This window comes from Streptomyces griseorubiginosus (genome assembly GCF_001514195.1).
Lineage (GTDB): Bacteria > Actinomycetota > Actinomycetes > Streptomycetales > Streptomycetaceae > Streptomyces > Streptomyces griseorubiginosus.
This window is the reverse complement of the sequence record NZ_KQ948738.1, coordinates 623409-641836: the sequence shown is the minus strand read 5'-3', so window position 1 is coordinate 641836 and position 18428 is coordinate 623409. Positions and strand designations below refer to the sequence as shown.

At 72.0% G+C, this 18428-nt stretch carries 18 protein-coding genes; 9 read left to right on the top strand and 9 right to left on the bottom strand.

The window, feature by feature from the left end; translation table 11 throughout:
- Positions 1-60 precede the first annotated feature (60 nt).
- Entirely contained in the window at positions 61-828 is a 768-nt protein-coding gene (locus tag AQJ54_RS25475) for a TVP38/TMEM64 family protein (RefSeq protein ID WP_062241196.1), read from the bottom strand.
- A 328-nt stretch (positions 829-1156) separates the two neighbouring features.
- Between AQJ54_RS25475 and tuf the strand changes: the two genes are divergently transcribed.
- Positions 1157-2326: an elongation factor Tu gene (gene tuf / locus AQJ54_RS25470; protein ID WP_062241194.1), complete on the top strand. Its 1170-nt coding sequence runs from the start codon at positions 1157-1159 to the stop codon at positions 2324-2326.
- Positions 2327-2412: 86 nt separating this feature from the next.
- Positions 2413-3258: a spermidine synthase gene (locus AQJ54_RS25465; RefSeq protein WP_062241192.1), complete on the top strand. Its 846-nt coding sequence runs from the start codon at positions 2413-2415 to the stop codon at positions 3256-3258.
- On the opposite strand, the gene AQJ54_RS25460 is transcribed toward AQJ54_RS25465, so the two are convergent.
- The gene (locus AQJ54_RS25460; RefSeq protein ID WP_062241191.1) at positions 3220-4518 is read right to left on the bottom strand and encodes an MFS transporter; all 1299 of its coding nucleotides are present in this window, start codon (positions 4516-4518) and stop codon (positions 3220-3222) included. The two genes, AQJ54_RS25465 and AQJ54_RS25460, sit on opposite strands and share 39 nt — an antisense overlap.
- Before the next feature lie 157 nt (positions 4519-4675).
- Here AQJ54_RS25460 and AQJ54_RS25455 point away from each other — a divergent pair, with 157 nt between their 5' ends.
- Entirely contained in the window at positions 4676-5113 is a 438-nt protein-coding gene (locus AQJ54_RS25455; RefSeq protein WP_062026171.1) for a DUF4442 domain-containing protein, read from the top strand.
- A 105-nt stretch (positions 5114-5218) separates the two neighbouring features.
- Here AQJ54_RS25455 and galU read toward each other — a convergent pair whose 3' ends face one another.
- Entirely contained in the window at positions 5219-6184 is a 966-nt protein-coding gene (gene galU, locus AQJ54_RS25450; protein WP_062241189.1) for a UTP--glucose-1-phosphate uridylyltransferase GalU, read from the bottom strand.
- A 586-nt stretch (positions 6185-6770) separates the two neighbouring features.
- Here galU and AQJ54_RS25445 point away from each other — a divergent pair.
- The gene (locus AQJ54_RS25445; RefSeq protein WP_248845437.1) at positions 6771-8477 is read left to right on the top strand and encodes an RICIN domain-containing protein; all 1707 of its coding nucleotides are present in this window, start codon (positions 6771-6773) and stop codon (positions 8475-8477) included.
- Between the two features lie 175 nt (positions 8478-8652).
- The gene (locus tag AQJ54_RS25440) at positions 8653-9315 is read left to right on the top strand and encodes a DedA family protein (protein WP_062026173.1); all 663 of its coding nucleotides are present in this window, start codon (positions 8653-8655) and stop codon (positions 9313-9315) included.
- A 32-nt stretch (positions 9316-9347) separates the two neighbouring features.
- Here the strand turns inward: AQJ54_RS25440 and AQJ54_RS25435 are convergent, their stop codons facing one another.
- Positions 9348-9881, bottom strand: a complete 534-nt coding sequence (locus tag AQJ54_RS25435; protein WP_062026174.1) for a gamma carbonic anhydrase family protein — start codon at positions 9879-9881, stop codon at positions 9348-9350.
- A 105-nt stretch (positions 9882-9986) separates the two neighbouring features.
- Between AQJ54_RS25435 and AQJ54_RS25430 the strand changes: the two genes are divergently transcribed.
- The gene (locus AQJ54_RS25430) at positions 9987-10742 is read left to right on the top strand and encodes an acyltransferase (protein WP_062241186.1); all 756 of its coding nucleotides are present in this window, start codon (positions 9987-9989) and stop codon (positions 10740-10742) included.
- Between the two features lie 146 nt (positions 10743-10888).
- On the opposite strand, the gene AQJ54_RS25425 is transcribed toward AQJ54_RS25430, so the two are convergent.
- The gene (locus AQJ54_RS25425) at positions 10889-11746 is read right to left on the bottom strand and encodes an EamA family transporter (RefSeq protein ID WP_062241184.1); all 858 of its coding nucleotides are present in this window, start codon (positions 11744-11746) and stop codon (positions 10889-10891) included.
- 102 nt (positions 11747-11848) lie between these two features.
- Between AQJ54_RS25425 and AQJ54_RS25420 the strand changes: the two genes are divergently transcribed.
- Entirely contained in the window at positions 11849-12421 is a 573-nt protein-coding gene (locus AQJ54_RS25420) for a helix-turn-helix domain-containing protein (RefSeq protein WP_062026176.1), read from the top strand.
- Between the two features lie 20 nt (positions 12422-12441).
- Positions 12442-12999 carry a YbaK/EbsC family protein gene (locus AQJ54_RS25415; protein ID WP_062026177.1) on the top strand — a complete coding sequence of 186 codons (558 nt, stop codon included), beginning with the start codon at positions 12442-12444 and terminating at the stop codon, positions 12997-12999.
- Positions 13000-13284: 285 nt separating this feature from the next.
- Here the strand turns inward: AQJ54_RS25415 and AQJ54_RS25410 are convergent, their stop codons facing one another.
- The gene (locus tag AQJ54_RS25410) at positions 13285-14454 is read right to left on the bottom strand and encodes a cation diffusion facilitator family transporter (RefSeq protein ID WP_062241183.1); all 1170 of its coding nucleotides are present in this window, start codon (positions 14452-14454) and stop codon (positions 13285-13287) included.
- Between the two features lie 9 nt (positions 14455-14463).
- On the opposite strand from AQJ54_RS25410, the gene AQJ54_RS25405 reads away from it, so the two are divergent.
- The gene (locus tag AQJ54_RS25405) at positions 14464-14847 is read left to right on the top strand and encodes an ArsR/SmtB family transcription factor (protein WP_062026585.1); all 384 of its coding nucleotides are present in this window, start codon (positions 14464-14466) and stop codon (positions 14845-14847) included.
- 22 nt (positions 14848-14869) lie between these two features.
- Here AQJ54_RS25405 and AQJ54_RS25400 read toward each other — a convergent pair whose 3' ends face one another.
- From AQJ54_RS25400 to AQJ54_RS25390, 3 genes are all read right to left on the bottom strand, one after another.
- Complete coding sequence (locus tag AQJ54_RS25400) at positions 14870-16081, bottom strand: 4-hydroxybenzoate 3-monooxygenase (RefSeq protein ID WP_062241182.1); 1212 nt, start codon at positions 16079-16081, stop codon at positions 14870-14872.
- 126 nt (positions 16082-16207) lie between these two features.
- A complete protein-coding gene (locus AQJ54_RS25395; RefSeq protein ID WP_062241181.1) occupies positions 16208-17845 on the bottom strand; it encodes an APC family permease in 1638 nt (545 codons plus the stop codon).
- A gap of 167 nt (positions 17846-18012) precedes the next feature.
- A complete protein-coding gene (locus AQJ54_RS25390; RefSeq protein ID WP_062241180.1) occupies positions 18013-18420 on the bottom strand; it encodes a CoA-binding protein in 408 nt (135 codons plus the stop codon).
- Between the last annotated feature and the right edge of the window lie 8 nt (positions 18421-18428).

The following is an 18428-nucleotide window of genomic DNA, read 5'->3' as shown; positions in this document are numbered from 1 at the left end:
CGTGTGTCTGCTGCGCCGTCGTGGCTGGTTGCGCAGTTCCCCGCGCCCCTGAAGGGGCGCTCAGCGCCCACGCAGATGGTGCCGCTTGCGCCAGGCCACCACGGCCCCGGCCAGCCCTGGCAGGGCGATCGCGGCCATGGCGATCAGGAAGGCGGGTGACGTGGGTGCCGAAGCGCGCGCGCCCGCGACGACGTACGCGGCGGTGTTCGGGATCGACCCGAGCGCCGTCGCGACCAGGAACGGCACGTACCCCATCCGGGAGACGGCGGCACAGTAGTTCGCCGCCCAGAACGGCACCCCGGGGAACAACCGGGCCGCCAGCATCGACCGGAACCCGTGCCGGCTGAGCTGCCCGTCCGCGGCCTTCAGCCACCGCCCCCGCAGCAGCGGCCGCAGCGCGTCCTGCCCGAGCACCCGGCCGAGACCGAAGGCGACCCCCGCCCCGAGCACCGTCCCGGCGAGCGCCGAAGCCAGCCCGAGCTGCGAGCCGAAGAGCGCGCCCGCCGCCAGGTTCAGCAGCGGCCGGGGCACGAACGCCACCGTGCACAACCCGTACGCCACCCCGAACACGATCGCGGCCGCGATCCCGCCGAGCTGGGGCGGCCAGCCGTCCGAGAGCAGTCTCTGCGGCTCGAAGAGCAGGACCGCGGTGGCGGCCCCCGCGAGCAGGGCGATCAGCAGGGAGAGCCGGGCCCACGGCGACAGCAGCACTCTCGTGCAGCGGGTGGTCAGACCCACCGGAGCCGGGACGGGGAGAGCGAGCTCCGTGGCGATGGCCGGGGGAGTGGCCGTGGCGGTGCCCCCAGAGCGGGTGGTGGCATCGAGCATCCTGTGACGGTAACCGACCCGGACGGGTGATCGCCCTACGGATGCCGCCGGTTGTGCGGAGGAACGGCGACGGGCGGCCGTAAAAAACCGTTCGACGTGGGACGACGGGTGGGACATGATCTGCGTCATGTTCCGGTACGCCTTCGCTCTCGCAGCATCCGCAGTCGCGGATGCGCCGAAGGCTGCCGTTCCCTTTTTCCCGGCCGCCGCAGACGGCGCCCGAAGCTGACCCTTCCCGGATCGTCCGGCGGACCCCGCAGGGGGAGGGTCGGCGAGTTCTCGGGGTCCCCGTTCTTCCACGAACACGAAGAGGCTTCGAGGTACAGCCATGTCCAAAACCGCTTACGTGCGCACCAAGCCGCACCTGAACATCGGCACGATGGGTCACGTCGACCACGGCAAGACCACCCTGACCGCCGCCATCACCAAGGTCCTCGCCGAGCGCGGCAGCGGCACCTTCGTGCCGTTCGACCGCATCGACAGGGCCCCGGAGGAAGCCGCGCGCGGGATCACCATCAACATCGCGCACGTCGAGTACGAGACCGACACCCGGCACTACGCGCACGTGGACATGCCGGGCCACGCCGACTACGTCAAGAACATGGTCACCGGGGCCGCGCAGCTCGACGGGGCGATCCTCGTCGTCTCCGCGCTCGACGGGATCATGCCGCAGACCGCCGAACACGTGCTGCTCGCCCGCCAGGTGGGCGTCGACCACGTGGTGGTCGCCCTCAACAAGGCGGACGCGGCCGACGAGGAGCTGGTCGAGCTCGTCGAACTGGAGGTCCGTGAACTGCTCACCGCACACGGTTACGGCGGCGACGCCGTGCCCGTCGTACGGGTCTCTGGGCTGAAGGCCCTGGAGGGGGACCCGCGCTGGACGGCGTCGATCGAGGCGCTGCTCGACGCGGTGGACACCTATGTGCCCATCCCCGAGCGGTATCTGGACGCGCCCTTCCTGCTGCCCGTCGAGAACGTGCTGACCATCACCGGCCGGGGGACCGTGGTGACCGGTGCGGTCGAGCGCGGCACCGTGCGGGTGGGCGACCGCGTCGAGGTTCTCGGGGCCGCCGTGGAGACGGTGGTGACCGGCGTCGAGACCTTCGGCAAGCCGATGGAGGAGGCGCAGGCGGGGGACAACGTGGCGCTGCTGCTGCGGGGCGTTCCGCGGGACGCGGTCCGGCGGGGCCATGTCGTGGCCGCGCCCGGCAGTGTGGTGCCGAGCCGTCGCTTCACCGCGCAGGTGTATGTGCTGTCGGCGCGGGAGGGCGGGCGTACGACGCCCGTCTCCACGGGGTACCGGCCGCAGTTCTACATCCGTACGGCGGATGTGGTGGGCGATGTCGACCTCGGTTCGGTCGCCGTCGCCCGGCCTGGGGAGAAGGTCGTCATGACCGTCGAGCTGGGGCGGGACGTGCCGCTGGAGCCGGGGCTCGGGTTCGCCATCCGTGAGGGCGGGCGGACCGTGGGGGCGGGGACCGTGACAGCCGTTGCCTAGGGGTGGCTGATGTATGTGGGGGACTGCGGGGCCGTTGTGGCTGGTCGCGCAGTTCCCCGCGCCCCTGGAGTTGGCACACTGGACCGGTGACTGACTCCATACCCGTCGGACGCACCACCGACTTCGGGTTCGCCAAGCTCATGCCTGACGTCGACCGTGAGCGAGCCTGGTTGCTCACGGTCGACGATGCCCCGCAGTCCTACGTCGATCTCGACGAGCCGCTGCATCTGGAGTTCGAGTACGCGCGGCGGCTCGGGCATGTGCTGGACCTCGTCGGAGAGGCGGGGCGGGCGCTGGACGTCGTACATCTCGGTGGGGGTGCCCTGACGTTGCCGCGGTATCTGGTCGCCAGTCGGCCGGGGTCCCGGCAGGACGTCGTCGAGGCCGACCAGGGGCTCCTGGACCTGGTCGTCGAGCATCTGCCGCTTCCGGACGGGGCGGGAATCGCGGTGCACGCCGCCGATGCCCGGACGTGGCTGGAAAAGGCCCCCGCCGACTCCGCCGACGTGCTCGTCGCCGACGTCTTCGGCGGGTCGCGGGTTCCTGCGCATCTGACGTCCCTGGAGTACGCCAGGGAAGCCGCCCGGGTGCTCCGCGGTGACGGGGTCTACCTCGCGAACCTCGCCGACTCCGCGCCCTTCGCCTTTCTGCGGTCCCAACTCGCCACGTTCGCCGAGGTCTTCGAGGAGCTCGTGCTGATCGCCGAACCCGCGGTGCTGCGGGGGCGGCGGTTCGGGAACGCGGTGCTCGTCGCGGCGCACCAGCCGTTCGACACGGTGGCGCTGGCTCGGCGTACGGCGGCCGACGCGTTTCCCGCGCGGGTCGAACACGGGGACGGGCTGCGGAAGTTCACCGGCGGGGCGCGACCGGTGTCGGACGCGGACGCCGTGGCGTCACCCGAGCCCCCCGACGGGGCGTTCGGCATCGGTTGACTCCCGCGGAGTGACCTGGGTGACCAGCTTGGTGCTCCGGCGCAGGTTGCGCACGTCCGGTACGCACAGGACGGCCGCCGTCACGGCCGCGACCAGGCCGGCGCAGCCCCACAGGGCCGTACCGCGTCCGAACGCCGACTCCGCGGGGCCCGCCAGCGCTGCCGCGAGCGGCATGAGGGCGACCGAGCCGAACCAGTCGTAGGCCGAGACCCGGGAGAGCTTGTCCTCCGGTATCTCCTGGTGCAGGGCGGTCATCCAGGAGACGCCGAACACCTCGACGGTCGCGCCGGCCACGAACATCGCCGTGCACAGCAGGGGCACCGGGACCGGTACGGCCAGCGCGGCGGACGGCAACGCCATCGGGAACACGCACAGGATGCCCACGAAGAGCAGGCGCTGCGGCTTCCAGCGGGTCATCAGGAGGGCGCCGACGACCGTGCCCGCGCCGAAGAAGGCGAGCGCCACGCCCCAGGGGCCGGGGCCGCCCAGGTGGTCGCGGGCGACGAGCGGGCCGTAGACCGCGTCGGCGGCGCCCACGACTGCGTTGGCCAGGGAGAACTGCACGACGATGCCCCACAGCCACGGCCGTCCCGACACCTCGCGCCAGCCGTCCCGCAGGTCGGCGAGGATTCCGGAGCCCGGTTCGCGGGCCGGGATGTGGCTGACGTCCAGGAAGGCCCGCAGGGAACCGGCGAGCGCGAACGCGACGGCGTCCGCCGCGAGGACCCAGCCCGGGCCGACCGCGGCGACCAGTGCGCCCCCGAGTGCGGCACCGCCGAGCGTCGCGCCCTGCATCGCCATCCGGAACACCGCGAAGGCGCGGCCGGCCTGTTCGCCGCGCACCGAGGACAGCAGCATGCCCTCGGCCGCCGGACTGAAGAACGCCTGCCCGGTGCCGCCCAGCGCGGTGAGCAGCATCATCTGCCAGAGCCGGGGCTCGCCGGTCAGGACCAGGACGGCGAACGCGCCCTGGGAGAGGAAGTTGAGGGTGTTGGCCGCGACCATCACCCGGTGCCGGGGCAGCCGGTCGGCCACCGCGCCGCCGATCAGCAGGAACACCACCAGCGGCAGGGTGCGGGCGGCGGCCACCAGGCCCACGTCGCCGCTGTCGCCGCCCGCCCCCAGCACGGCGAACGCGGCGGCGATGAGGGCGCCGTTGCTGCCGAGGTTGGTCACGAACGCGGCGGCGGTCAGCAGGCTGTAGTTGCGGCTCGCCCAGGCGGGACCGCGGGTGCGGGCGGAGGTGGCGGAGGGGGTCACCGGCCGACTATCGCCGTCGGGGACCCGGCTTGCCAAACCATTTGCGGGCCGAGTACGGGGCGCCGGGCCGCCGGGCGAGAAGAGACGGCGATCACGGGGACCGACCCTGTCCGGGTTGGCTACCCATGGGTAACATCGCGGCATGAGCGCAGACCAGATGTCCGTCGGCGAGATGCTCGCCGCGACCGTGCCCATGGTGCGGACCCTGAACCTCGAGTTCCTCGAGACCGGCCCGGAGAAGGTCGTGGTGGCCCTGCCCGACCAGGGCGAGTTCCACAACCACGTCGGCGGACCGCACGCCGGAGCGATGTTCACGCTCGCCGAGTCCGCCAGCGGGGCCGTCGTGCTGGCCGCGTTCGGCGACCAGCTCTCGCGCGCGGTGCCGCTCGCCGTCAACGCCGAGATCGCCTACCGCAAGCTCGCGATGGGCGCGGTGACCGCCACGGCGACCCTGGGCCGCCCGGCCCACGAGGTCATCGCCGAACTGGACGCCGGGCAGCGCCCCGAGTTCCCGGTCACGATCGAGATCCGCCGCGCGGACGGGGCGGTCACGGGCGAGATGACGGTGGTCTGGACGCTGCGGCCCAACGGCTGAGTCCGGCGGCGAGGGTCGCGGCCTGAGCGGGGTCGTCGCCCTGGGGGCTGGTACCCCTCCAGGGCCCGGCAGGCCGCGAACCCCCGTCGCCTTGCAGCCCCTTCCTCAGGCAGCCGACCGCCGCCGCTCGCCCTCTTCCTTTTGCTCCAGCCCCGCCACGAAGCCCTTCAGCCAGGTGGTGAACTCCGGGCCCAGGTCGTCCCGGGCGCAGGCCAGGCGGACCACGGTGCGCAGGTAGTCCCCCTTGTCGCCGGTGTCGTAGCGCAGGCCGTCGAAGACGACGCCGTGGACCGTGCCGGTGGCCGCGAGGGACTGGAGGGCGTCGGTGAGCTGGATCTCGCCGCCGCGGCCCGGTGGGGTGCGGTCCAGGGCGTCGAAGACCGCGGGGTCCAGGACGTAGCGGCCGATGACCGCGTAGGCGCTGGGCGCGGTCTCGGGGGACGGCTTCTCCACCAGGCCGGTCACCCGCACCACGCCCTCCTCTCCCGTGGGCGCCACCGCCGCGCAGCCGTAGAGGTGGATCTGCTCGCGCGGCACCTCCATCAGCGCGACCACGCTCCCCGCGTACCGCTCCCGGACCTCGAGCATCGAGCCGAGCAGCGTCTCGCGCGGGTCGATCAGGTCGTCGCCGAGCAGGACGGCGAAGGGCTCGTGGCCCACGTGCCGGCGGGCGCAGAGGACCGCGTGTCCGAGGCCGAGCGGTTCGCCCTGGCGGATGTGGTGGATGTTGGCCAGCCGCGCCGGGTCACGCACCGCGTCCAGGCGTACCGCGTCGCCCTTGGCCGCGAGGGCCTGCTCCAGTTCGAAGGCCTGGTCGAAGTGGTCCTCGATGGCCCGCTTGTGGCGGCCGGTGATCATCAGGACGTCGTCGAGCCCGGCCGCCGCGGCCTCCTCCACGACGTACTGGATGGCCGGCTTGTCGACGACCGGGAGCATCTCCTTCGGTGTCGCCTTCGTCGCGGGCAGGAACCGGGTGCCGAGTCCGGCGGCCGGGACGACCGCCTTGCGGACCGTGCGGGTGAGGGCGGGTGTGATGGGGGCGGGCGTGGCGGCCCGGTGGGGGGCGATCATGCGGATCATGCTGCGGCAGCCGGATGAGAGCCCACCGGGAGCCGCCTTGGAACTCCCTGTGGACCGTTCGCGGACCCGTTCGTGCCTCGTGGGCACTTGGAGATTTCGTGTGCCAAGCATCCGGCGGCACACACAACTTGAGGCCGCCGCCCCGCTTAATTTCGAAAACCGGTGCGGATACCGCCGGTAACTTTTCTGAAGCGGACTCGTTTTGAACATAGGTCACTCGAACTTCTTGTTTGCTGTACATCAATCGTGCGAAGGTGATCGCCCCTCCGAAGGCCGGGTCGCCTCTGACCTGGCATAGGTATGCACCAATCAGGCACCTGCTTTCCGGGGACCGGCATATTCCATGCCGTCCTGCGGATTGGAAGGAATAGGTCCCGTGCAATCCGCTCACCCGCCCCGTCCCCCTTACCCCCCGCGCCCCGGATCGAACCCGGGAGAGTCCGACCGCACGCTTCTCGCCCGGCTGGGCGAGGGGCGGACGGACAGTCATGCCATCGCGCTCTTGATGGCACGACACTGGCAGGCGACGTACGAATACTCGGTCATCTGTCTTGCCACCTGGTCGCCTTCGGCCTCCATGGCGACCGCAGCGGCTTTCGACCGAGTGCTCGGCCGGGCGGGTGAAGGCGCGCTGCGTCCTCAACTTCTCGTCGCGGTAAGGGAGTTCGTCAAGGAGTGGGCCGCGGACGACGAAATCTCCGGTGCACTGCCGGAACTTCGCAAGACGATCGGCGGCCGTGGTCTGCGCGCGGCGAGGTCCGTCACCCCCGAAAGGCGACAGCTCGCCGAACGTGCATTCCGGGCTCTTCCCCATGCCTCGCAATGCCTGTTGTGGCATGCCGAGGTCGAGGCCGAACCCATATCCGTACCGTCCGGTCTGCTGGGCGTGGACACGGCCCGTGCGGCGGCCGCTCTGGAGCAGGCGCGCGAGCAATTCCGGGCCGGCTGTGTCCGCGCCCACCGGGAACTCGCGCCCAGCAGTGAATGCCGTTTCTACAACCGTCTCCTGGATGTCCCGATTCGCCGGGGCGGGGACCTGCTGCCCGATGTCCGTGAGCATCTCTCGGAGTGCCGCTACTGCCGGCACGCCGCCGAACAGCTCAGTCATTTCGAGGGCGGTCTGGAGGTGCTGCTCGCCGAGACGGTGCTCGGCTGGGGCGCCCACCGGTACCTCGACTCCCGGCCCGCCCGCGCCGCCGGCCGTCCGGCCCCCGACCTGCACGGGGCGGCACGTCCACGGCCCGGCGGACGCCACCGCCCCGCCGACGCGGGACTGTTCGGCCGGCCGCGGCGCCATGCCAGGACCCTCCTCGTCGGCGCCGGCGTGACCTCCCTCGTCCTGCTGGCGACGGTGCTCGTCACCAAGGGCTGGTCCGACGAAGGCGTGCCGTCGTCCGACGTCACCTGGGGCGCGGCGGCCGGGAACACCGTGCGGCCGAGCCCGGTGGAGGCCTCGCGCTCCGACGGCTCCCCGTCGCCCGCCTCGGTGGGAGAACCCGTCGAGGTCGGCCACGGCCGGCTCCGCAACCTCGACGCCGGACTGTGCCTCGACACCCCCGACGGCCGGACCGCCGCCGGAGCCGAGGCCGTGCTCGCCGAGTGCTCGACCGCCGGGTCCCAGCAGTGGTCGTACCAGGAGGACGGTCTGCTGCGCAGCGCCGTAGACCCGCGGCTCTGCCTCGACTCGGACGCCGGGAAGGGCTCGGTGCTCGTCGCGGACTGCCAGGGGCCGGCGGGTGACGTCCGCTACGACCTCACCGTGCGCGGCGAACTGCTGCTGCGCCGCGGCAAGGGACTGCTGGTCGCGCCCGGCAAGGGCGACACCGTGGTCGTCGCCGCACGGGACGGCTCGGAACGGCAGCGGTGGTCCCTGGAGTTCGCCGACGGGAGCGCGCGGACGGGGCAGGGCACCCCGCCCCCGAAGGGCGCGCAGACCGACGACCCCTCCGAGGCCCCGGACGGGGAGCCGCTCGCCCCGCACCTCGCCACACCACCCGGGGCCGACGGGCGCCCCGACCAGGACTCGGGCCAGGCGCCGCCGTCGGACCAGCACGGAACGCCGTCGAGGCAGTACGAGACCCGGGTGGCGCCGGTCGACGACAGCCACTCCGGCTCGGGCGCCGGGAGTGACTGCGGCTCCGGGCTCACGACGCCGGTCGTCGAGGCGGGGGCGGCGGCCGGGGCCGCGGCGGGCGCGGCCCTGGACAGCCTGACGCCGGTGACGGCACCCCTCTCGTCCGCGGCGACGACCGTCACCTCGACGGTGCGGGGCGCGCTGCCGTAGCGGAGGGGCGGCCGAGTGGGGGCCGGTGGGCCTTTGCACGGACGGGCGGACGGACGGACGTCGGGTAGAGGTCGGTGGGCCGTTGCCCCGGACGGTGGTTCACGTGAGCCGGTAGGCTGCCACGGGGCACGCCGGTACCTGGCGAGGCCCGAACGCGACTCAGGAGGAACCGGCGTTGCACGTCCAGGAATGGCTCGACACCGTGCCCCCGGCCGCCGTCTACGCCCTGGTGGGCCTGGTCATCGGCCTGGAGAGCCTGGGCATTCCGCTGCCCGGCGAGATCATCCTGGTCTCGGCCGCGCTGCTGTCCTCACAGCACGCCGGGATCAACCCGGTGGTGCTCGGCGCGTGCGCCAGCGTCGGGGCGGTCGTCGGCGACTCCATCGGCTACGCCATCGGCCGCAAGGGCGGACGGCCGCTGCTCGCCTGGCTCGGCAACAAGTTCCCCAGGCACTTCAGCGAGGGCCATGTCGCCACGGCGGAGCGGTCCTTCGAGAAGTGGGGCATGTGGGCGGTGTTCTTCGGCCGCTTCGTCGCCCTGCTGCGCATCTTCGCGGGCCCGCTCGCCGGTGTGCTGCGGATGCCGTACTGGAAGTTCCTGATCGCCAACGTGCTCGGCGGAATCGTCTGGGCGGGCGGCACGACGGCCGTCATCTACTACGTCGGGATCGTCGCGGAGTCCTGGCTGAAGAAGTTCTCGTGGCTGGGGCTGGTGCTCGCCGTCCTGATCGGGCTCACCTCGATGCTGGTGCTCAGGCGCAAGGCGGCCAAGGCCACGGCGACGGCGGAGGCCCAGAAGCAGGCGGCGGAGCCGGAGACCGTCCCGGCCGCGGACTGATCCTCAGGGCCGTCGCGGCGCCTGCCTGATCCTCACGACGTCTCGTGCACCTCGTCGTGGGCCTTGGCCAGGTCGGCGTACAGGGTCCCGTTCAGGGTGACCCCCTGACGCTCCTCCTCCGTCAGCTCCCGCCGGACCTTCGCGGGCACGCCCGCCACCAGTGAGCCCGGCGGCACCCGCATGCCCTGCGGCACCAGGGCCTGGGCCGCCACCAGGGAACCCGCGCCGATCACCGCGCCGTTGAGGACGGTGGCGCCCATGCCGATCAGGCAGTCGTCCTCGACCGTCGCGCCGTGCACGACGGCGTTGTGGCCGACGGACACGCGCTCGCCGATCGTGACGGGGAAGCCGGGGTCGGCGTGGAGCGTGCAGTTGTCCTGGATGTTGCTCTGGGCGCCGACTGAGATGCGTTCTACGTCGCCGCGGGCCACCGCGCCGTACCAGAGGCTGGCCCCGGCCCGAAGCGTCACGTCCCCGATCACCGACGCCGTGGGCGCCACGAAGGCCGCTTCGTCGATGGCCGGTTCCTTTCCGCCGATGCCCGTGATCAAAGCCTTGTGCGCCATGTCGCCTCCTGGTTCGGGATATCCCGAACCGTACGCCACCCGGTGGGGCGAAGATCACAAGCCCCGCCTCTCATCCGGGCGCCGTGCGCTCAGTACGGTGACCTCGTGCCGAAAAGCAAGAACACGTTCTCATCCTGGCGGGGCCGCCTCGCACAGCGCGCTGTCCACGCGGGCTGGGCCTGGGTGCAGCGCGCCGGCTCCGTCACCGCCGAGCGCCCCGGACGCCTCCGCTTCGGCGCGCTGGGGGCGCACAGCCGGCTGGCCTTTCCGCTCGGCACGGTCTTCGGTGAGCCGTGGATCCATGTCGGCTCCCACTGCATCGTCGGCGAGCAGGTCACCCTGACCGCGGGCCTCATGCCCGACCTCGACCTCGGCCCGGCACCGATCCTGCGCATCGGCGACGGGGTCGTGCTGGGGCGCGGCAGCCATGTCATCGCCGACACCACGGTGACCATCGGCAGCGACTGCTACTTCGGGCCCTACGTCTACGTGACCTCGACGAATCACTCCTACGACGATCCCCACGAGCCCATCGGCAAGCAGTGGCCGCGGATGGAGCCGGTCGAGATCGGGCCGGGGTGCTGGATCGGGACCGGGGCGGTGATCCTGCCCGGCGCACGGATCGGACGGAACGTCGTGGTCGCCGCAGGGGCGGTGGTCCGGGGTGAGGTGCCGGACCATGCCGTGGTGGCGGGGGCGCCCGCCCGAGTCGTACGGCGATGGACGGCGGAGGAGGGCTGGCAGCCGCCGCTTCGGACACCGGCGCCGGTACCGATCCCTCCGGGGGCTACGGCGGAGGGGTTGAGTGCGTTGGCGGGGTTGGACGAGGCGGCTGTGGCGAGGTTGGCTGAGCTGGACTGAGCGCCCATGGGGGTGCCGGGTTCGCGTGTCCGGCGGCTGCGGGTGAGTGGGGGCTTGTCGCGCAGTTCCCCGCGCCCCTGGTGGGTGCAGTGTCAGCCCGATGGGCAGAGCAGCGCGCCCCACCAGGGCCACATCGCTTCCCTGCTCTACCCCGTTGCCAGGAGCAGCGTGCCCACCAGTGCCAGGCCCGCCCCCGTCGCCTGGAGGGTCCTCAGTCGTTCTCTGAGGAAGCCCCGGGCTGCCAGGGCCGTCACCACCGGGTAGAGGGAGGCCAGTACCGCGGCCACGGTCACCGGGCCGTGCTGGGCGGCGACCGCGTACGTGCCGTTGGCCGCCACGTCCGCCAGGCCGACGAAGGCCAGTGCGGGGAGGGACCGCCAGGGGAAGCCGGTGTCCGGGAGGGCGGGGGTGCCCCGGCGGACCGAGACGTACAGTGCGGCGCCGCCCACCGCCACATTGACCACGCGCTGGACGAACAGGGCCAGGAACAGGCCGGTGACGGTGGCGGACGCCTCCGCGATCAGGGCGAACACCGTGCCGAAGCCCAGAGCCGCGACCAGGGACAGGACGATCGCCCGGCGCTGCACCGGAGCGCCCCGCAACTGGGGGCCGCCGGCCAGGACGACCCCGGTGACGGCTACGGCGATCCCCGCGACCTGTACCAGCCCGGGCCGTTCGCCCAGGAAGAGGCCGACGCCGACCGGGACCGCCACGCCCAGTGTGCCCAGCGGGGAGACGACCCCCATCGGACCCAGCGCGAGCGCCTTGTAGAAGCAGATCAGGGCGACGGGGCCCACCAGGCCCGCGGCGAGGGCGAACCAGAGGCGCGGTCCGGCCTCGCTCCAGCCGCCCGTGGCCACCACGATCGCGCCGAGCACGACTGCCGCGACCGCCTGCGAGACGACCACCACCGTGAGCGCCGGGAGCCGTCGGGTCAGCACCCCGCCGCCGAAATCGGCCAGACCCCAGAGCAGGCTGGTGGCCAGGGCGAAGAATGCCGTCACGGGGTGCCTCGCAGTACAGTTCGGTGAACGATCGGGTGCATCGGGTGCACTCCACCGTAGTTCATTCAGTTGTACCGTGTCATACAGAATATTGGACGTGACGTGTCGGACCTCGACCTGCTGACCCAGTCCCTCGCGCGCAACGTCAAGCGCTGGCGGACCGACCGCGGCTTCACCCTGGACACGCTCGCCGCCCGGGCCGGAGTCAGCCGCGGCATGCTGATCCAGATCGAGCAGGCCCGCACCAACCCCAGCCTCGGCACTGTCGTGAAGATCGGCGACGCGCTCGGCATCAGCATCACCACCCTGCTCGACTACGAGCAGGGACCCAGGGTGCGGGTCGTCCCGCCCGAGCAGGTGGTCCGGCTGTGGAGCACGGAGGCCGGCAGCTGGAGCCGGCTCCTCGCGGGCGCGGAGGCCCCCGGCCCGCTGGAGATGTGGGAGTGGCTGATGATGCCGGGCGAGAACAGCCGGTCGGATCCGCACCCCGTCGGCACCGTGGAGATCCTGCACGTCACGGAGGGCGAGATGACCCTGACCGTCGACGGCGTCGAGCACCGGGTGCCCGCCGGGGCGAGCGTCACCTTCGAGGCCAATGCCGAGCACGTGTACGCCAATCAGGGCGACGTCCCGGCCCGCTGGATGCTGGCGGTCTCGGTCCCGGCCGTGTCCTGAGCGCCTGTTAGCGTGCCGCCATGGACGCGCCCCTCGGACACTTCGACCACGCCACCCCCGCCCCCGACGCCCTCGACGAACTGACCCGCCCGGTCGCCGACGCCGTACGCCACTGGAGCGGCAGCGTCCCCGCCGAGCAGATCGTGTACGTCGACACCGACCCCCGCTGGGCGGACACGGCCGTCTTCGTGGAGCACTACGGCCGTGAGCTCCTGGAGCGGTCGGCGAACTGTGTGGTCGTCGCGGGCAGGCGCGGCGGCGAGACCACGCTCGCGGCGTGCGTGGTGCTCTCCACCGCCCGCGTCGACGTCAACGGCGTCGTCCGCCGCCAACTGGGCGCCCGGAAGGCCTCGTTCGCCTCGATGGACACGGCCACCGGGGAGACCGGCATGGAGTACGGCGGCATCACCCCGCTCGGACTCCCGGCCGACTGGCCGCTGTTGGTCGATCCGGCCGTCGTGGACCTGCCTTATGTCCTCGTCGGCAGCGGGCGTCGGCGCGGGAAGCTGCTGGTGCCGGGGAAGGCGTTCGCCGAACTGCCGGGCGCGGTGGTGCTGGAGGGGCTGGGCGTGGCGTGACGCCTCAGGGGGCCTGGTCTGCGCCGGCCTTGAGCCTGCCCTGCGCCGGCCTTGGGTGCGGCCTGACGTCTCACGGGGCCTGACCCGCTGCCGACCCTGCCTCCCGTTCACCGGGTCGGAGGGTCGGCCTTGGTGCGTCACCGGGCCGGAGCGTGGGGCTGCCCCGTCATCGGCCCGGAGGGCGGCCCCCGCTCGTCGGGCCGGGCGGGAGCGTGGGCCTGTCCCGCCTTCGGGCCGGCGCTTGCGCCCCGTTCACCGGGCCGGGCCGGAGCGTCGGCCTGCCCGTCACCGGGCCGGAGCGTGGTGGGCCAGGGCGTGGTGCGGGTCCGTCTCGCCCGGGACCGGGGCCGGATCCGCGTGCACCAACGCGGCGGTGAGGCGGGGCACGGCGTGCAGCAGGGCGTGCTCGGCCTCGACGGCGACGGCGTGCGACTGACGTACCGTCATCTCGCCGTCCACCACGACCGCCACCTCCGCGCGCAGCCGGTGCCCGATCCAGCGCAGCCTCAACTCGCCCACTGCACGCACGCCTTCGACCGTCCGCAGCGCGCTCTCGGCGCGGTCGACCAGGGCCGGATCGACGGCGTCCATCACCCGCCGGAACACCTCGCGTGCCGCGTCCCGCAGGACGAGGGCGATCGCGGCCGTGATCGCCAACCCCACGATCGGGTCGGCGAGTTGCCAGCCGAGGGCGGAGCCGCCCGCGCCGATGAGCACGGCGAGGGAGGTGAACCCGTCGGTGCGGGCGTGCAGTCCGTCCGCGACCAGCGCCGCCGAGCCGATGTCCCGGCCCACCCGGATGCGGTAGCGGGCCACCCACTCGTTGCCCGCGAAGCCCAGCAGCGCGGCCACCGCGACCGCCGGGACATGGGCGACCGGACGCGGGTCCAGCAGCCGGTCGACCGCGGCCCAGCCCGCGAAGGCCGCGCTCGCCGCGATGGTCAGCACGATCGCGATGCCCGCGAGATCCTCGGCGCGGCCGTAGCCGTAGGTGAAGCGCCGGGTGGCCGCGCGCCGGCCCAGCACGAAGGCGATGCCCAGCGGGACGGCGGTCAGCGCGTCCGCCGCGTTGTGCACGGTGTCGCCGAGGAGGGCGACGGACCCGGACACGACCACCACGACCGCCTGCGCCAGGGCCGTCACACCCAGCACCGCCAGCGAGACCCACAGGGCGCGCATGCCGCGTGCCGAGGACTCCAGCGCGGAGTCGAGCTTGTCGGCGGTCTCGTGGGAGTGCGGGGTGAGGAGGTGGCCGAGCCGGTGGCGGATGCCGGGGCGCGTGTGCTCGTGCGGATGTCTGTGAGGGACGCCGGGGCGCGCGTGATCGTGCGGATGTCCGTGATGGCCGTCGGGGCGCCCGTGCTCGTGCGGATGCCCGTGACGGTGGTCGTGATGGCTCACGTGATGCCCCTTCCGATGCGCGCGGCGGTGGACGTGACGAGCCCACGAAGCCATTATGTGCGTATGAGCGCACGCATGCACCTATCACCTGCGCACGATGCGCATCCGCGTACGCCGGGCGCCGCGCATCCGCGTACCCCGGGCGAGGAGCAGTTCGCCCTCGCCGCCGAGATCCTCGCCCTGCTGGGCGACCGCACCCGTCTCATCCTGCTGCACGCGCTGACCAGGTCGGAGGCCGATGTCACGACGCTCACGGAGGCGGTCGGGGCGGCCCGGCCGGCCGTCAGTCAGCACCTCGCGCGGCTCCGGCTCGCCGGACTGGTGAACACGCGGAAGGAGGGGCGCCGGGTGATCTACTCCCTGCGCGACGGCCATCTGCGCCGACTGCTGGACGAGGCGCTGAACGTGGCCGACCACCGGCTCAACGACCGGCCGGTGCACGACTGACGGCCCGGCCGGGGCCGGCGGTTCAGTACGCGGACGCCGTACCGAGGTACTGCTCCGCGAACGCGGCCGCCGCCGCGGGGGAGGTGAACAGGCGGCGGAGGCGGGCGAAGGTGGTGCCCGCGCGGTACTCGTCGCCCGAGGAGGGGCCGTGGTAGACCTCCGAGAGCCACTGGGAGAACTCCTGGTAGTCCCACACGCGCCGCAGACAGGTCTCCGAGTAGCCGTCGAGGCCGCTGCCGTCGCCCTTGCCGAGGTAGGCGACGAGCGCGTCGCCGAGCAGGAAGGCGTCGTGCAGGGCGAGGTTCATGCCCTTCGCCGCGATCGGCGCGGTCAGGTGGGCGGCGTCGCCGGCGAGGAAGAGCCGGCCCGACGTCATGGGTTCCACGACGTAGTTGTGCATGTCGAGGACGCGCTTCTCGATCAGCCGTCCCTCGGTGAGCGGCGCGGTGCCGTCCGCGCGCAGGCGTGACTGGAGTTCGCTCCACACGCGTTCGTGGGACCAGTTCTCCGGGTCGTCGCCGGGTGGGCACTCCAGGTAGTAGCGCGTGACCTCGGGGCTGCGGGCCATGTGCCCGGCGAAGCCGTGCGGATGGATGCCGAACAGGACGCAGTCGGAGGACGGCGGCGCCTCGGCGAGCAACGCCAGCCAGCCGACGCCGTAGTCGTGCCGCGAGACGGTCGTGGTCGGCGGCAGGACCGTACGGGTCACCCCGCGCGCCCCGTCGCAGCCCGCCACGAACTCGCACTCCACCACGTGTCGTTGACCGGTTTCCGTATCGGTGTACGACACGGAGGGCCGGGGCGACTCCAGGTCGTGGAGCTCGATGTCCTGGACGCCGAAGCGGATCTCGCCGCCCCGCACGTCGGCGTACTCGCGCACCAGGTCCGTCACCAACAGCGGTTGCGGATAGACGAAGTGGTGCTGTCCCGTCAGCTCACCGTAGGAGAAGCGGAAGCGGTCGCCGGCGAAGCGGAACTCGCACTCGGTGTGCAACTGGGCGCGCTCCAGCAGGGTGTTGGCGAGACCGCGCCGCTCCAGACCGCGGACGGCCCACTCCTCGATGACCCCTGCCCGCGGCCGCTGTTCGATGAACGCCCGGGTCTCCGCCTCCAGGACGAGGCAGTCCACGTCCGCGGCCCGCAGGATGTTGCCGACCGTCAGTCCGGCGGGTCCGGCGCCGACGACGACGACCGGAAAACGCTGTGCGGCAACGGAGTTGGGATGGGAGGTCACCGGGCCATTATGTCGACGCCCCGGTGGGCCGGCCACGCAGTGACCGCCACACCGGTGGCACGGGTGTGCGGGCCGGATGCCTCCACGCGCGGAGGCATCCGGCCCGCTCCCCCCTGCCCCCGGCTGTCAGTGCGCGGGGGCGTCCGTGACGACGACCTCCTGGATGCTGCGCTCGATCTGCGCCGCCGGGGACGCGGTGGCGCGGGCCCAGTAGTAGATCGCCAGGGAGAACGCCGCGATCAGCAGGATGTCCCACCACAGGGCGATTCGGCCCGAGCCGCCGAAACCGCCCTGCCAGGAGATCAGACCCATGCCCACCAGGTAGACCGGCAGCCACTGGGCGGCCTTCCAGTCCATGCGGGGCGCGTCCGGCAGCCGCTTGGCGACGGCGTACCAGGCGTAGCCGCCGAGCAGCACATAGCCCAGCACGATCGCGATGCCGAGCCGCCAGAGGGTGTGCCAACCCGCCCAGTAGATGATGAGGTTGGCGACCACGAAGGACACGGGGGACAGGATCGAGCCCGCGGGCAGCCGGTAGGGGCGCTCGTAGCGGGGCAGCCGGTCGCTGAAGACGCCGTACGCCAGCGGGGCGCCCGCGTACATCAGGACGCTCGCCGAGGTGATGAAGCTGACCAGCTGCTGCCAGCTCGGGAAGGGCAGGAAGCAGACCACGCCGGTCACGAAGGAGATGACGAGGCCGAACCACGGCACGCCCCGGTCGTCGGTGCGCTCGAACAGCTTGGGCGCGTAACCGTTCTTGGACAGGCCGTAGGAGACCCGGGAGGTGGCGGTCGTGTAGATGAGACCGGTGCCGCCCGGAGAGATCACGGCGTCCAGGTAGAGCACCACGCTCAGCCAGCCGAGTCCCACCAGGGTCGCGAGACCTGCCCAGGGGCCGCTGATCCCGGCGTAGTCGAGCTTCGCCCAGCCGTGCGCGAAGGTGCTGTGCGGCAGCGCGCCGATGAACACGATTTGGAGCAGCACGTAGATGACCGCGCCGATGGCGACCGAGCCGATGGTCGCGCGCGGCAGGTCACGCTGCGGGTTGCGGCTCTCGCCCGCCAGCTGGATCGCCTGCTCGAAGCCCAGCAGGGCGAAGATGATGCCGCTGGTGCTGATCGCGCTCAGCACACCCTTGGCACCGAACGGCGCGAAGCCCTCGGAGTGGAAGTTGCCCGGGTGGAAGTTGCCGACCGCGATGATGAAGATGGCCCCCAGGGGCACCGCGATCTTCCACCAGGTGGCGGCGCTGTTGGTGTGCGCGAGCACCCTCACGCCAAGGAAGTTGACGACCACGAAGACGGCCATCAGGACGATGGCGACGAGGAATCCGCTCGTGGTGAGCGTCTTGTCGGCGTGCTGGAATCCCTGAGCCCACGACCAGTGACCGGCATAACCGATCATCGCCTCGACCTCGATCGGCGCGACGGTCGCCGCCTGGAGCCAGGAGAACCAGCCGAACGACATTCCGGCGAGACCGCCGAAGGCGTAATGGGGATATCGGGCGGTGCCGCCCGCCACCGGGAACATTCCACCGAGTTCCGCGTGGACGAGGGCGAGCAGCACGATGGCCACCGCGCCGATGACCCACGAGATCACGGCGGCGGGGCCGGCCACGACGACCGCCTCCTGCGCGCCGTACAGCCAGCCCGAGCCGATGATGGAACCGACCGAGGCCCACATGAGCCCGATCAGCCCTATGTCCCGCCGCAGGCTGCTGCCCGGCGTCCCCTTAATTCCAGGTGCTGAATCGACGCTTACCATAATCTAGGGGGCCTCTCACGAAATACACACATTTGCTGTGTGAGGGGCCTCAGGTTACGAATCAACAGCCTTTGGGTTAAAGGAGGTTGTCGCATATTTGACTTGCTTACGGCAATTTTATTGCGAGCGTTTCAGGAATTCGAGAAGGAAGGAGAGGGAAATCGGAATCAGCCCAGGCGGGGGATCTCGATGGCCGGGCACCTGTCCATGACCATCTCCAGACCGGCGGCGCGGGTGCGGGCGTACGCGGACTCGTCCATGACGTCCAGTTGGAACCACACGGCCTTGGCGCCCTTGGCGACCGCCTCGTCGGCGACCGGTCCTGCGAGGTCGCTGTTGACGAACACGTCGACCACGTCGACGTCGAACGGGATCGCCGCCAGGGAGGGGTAGCCCTGCTCGCCGTGCACCGTCTCCGCCTTCGGGTGCACCGGCACGATGCGCTTGCCGTAGCGCTGGAGGACACCGGCCACCCCGTACGCAGCGCGCCGCTGGTTCGAGGACAGGCCCACGACGGCCCAGGTGTCACCGAGCTCGGTGAGGATCTTGCGGATCGTTGCCGGGTCGCCGTACACGCGGGGTC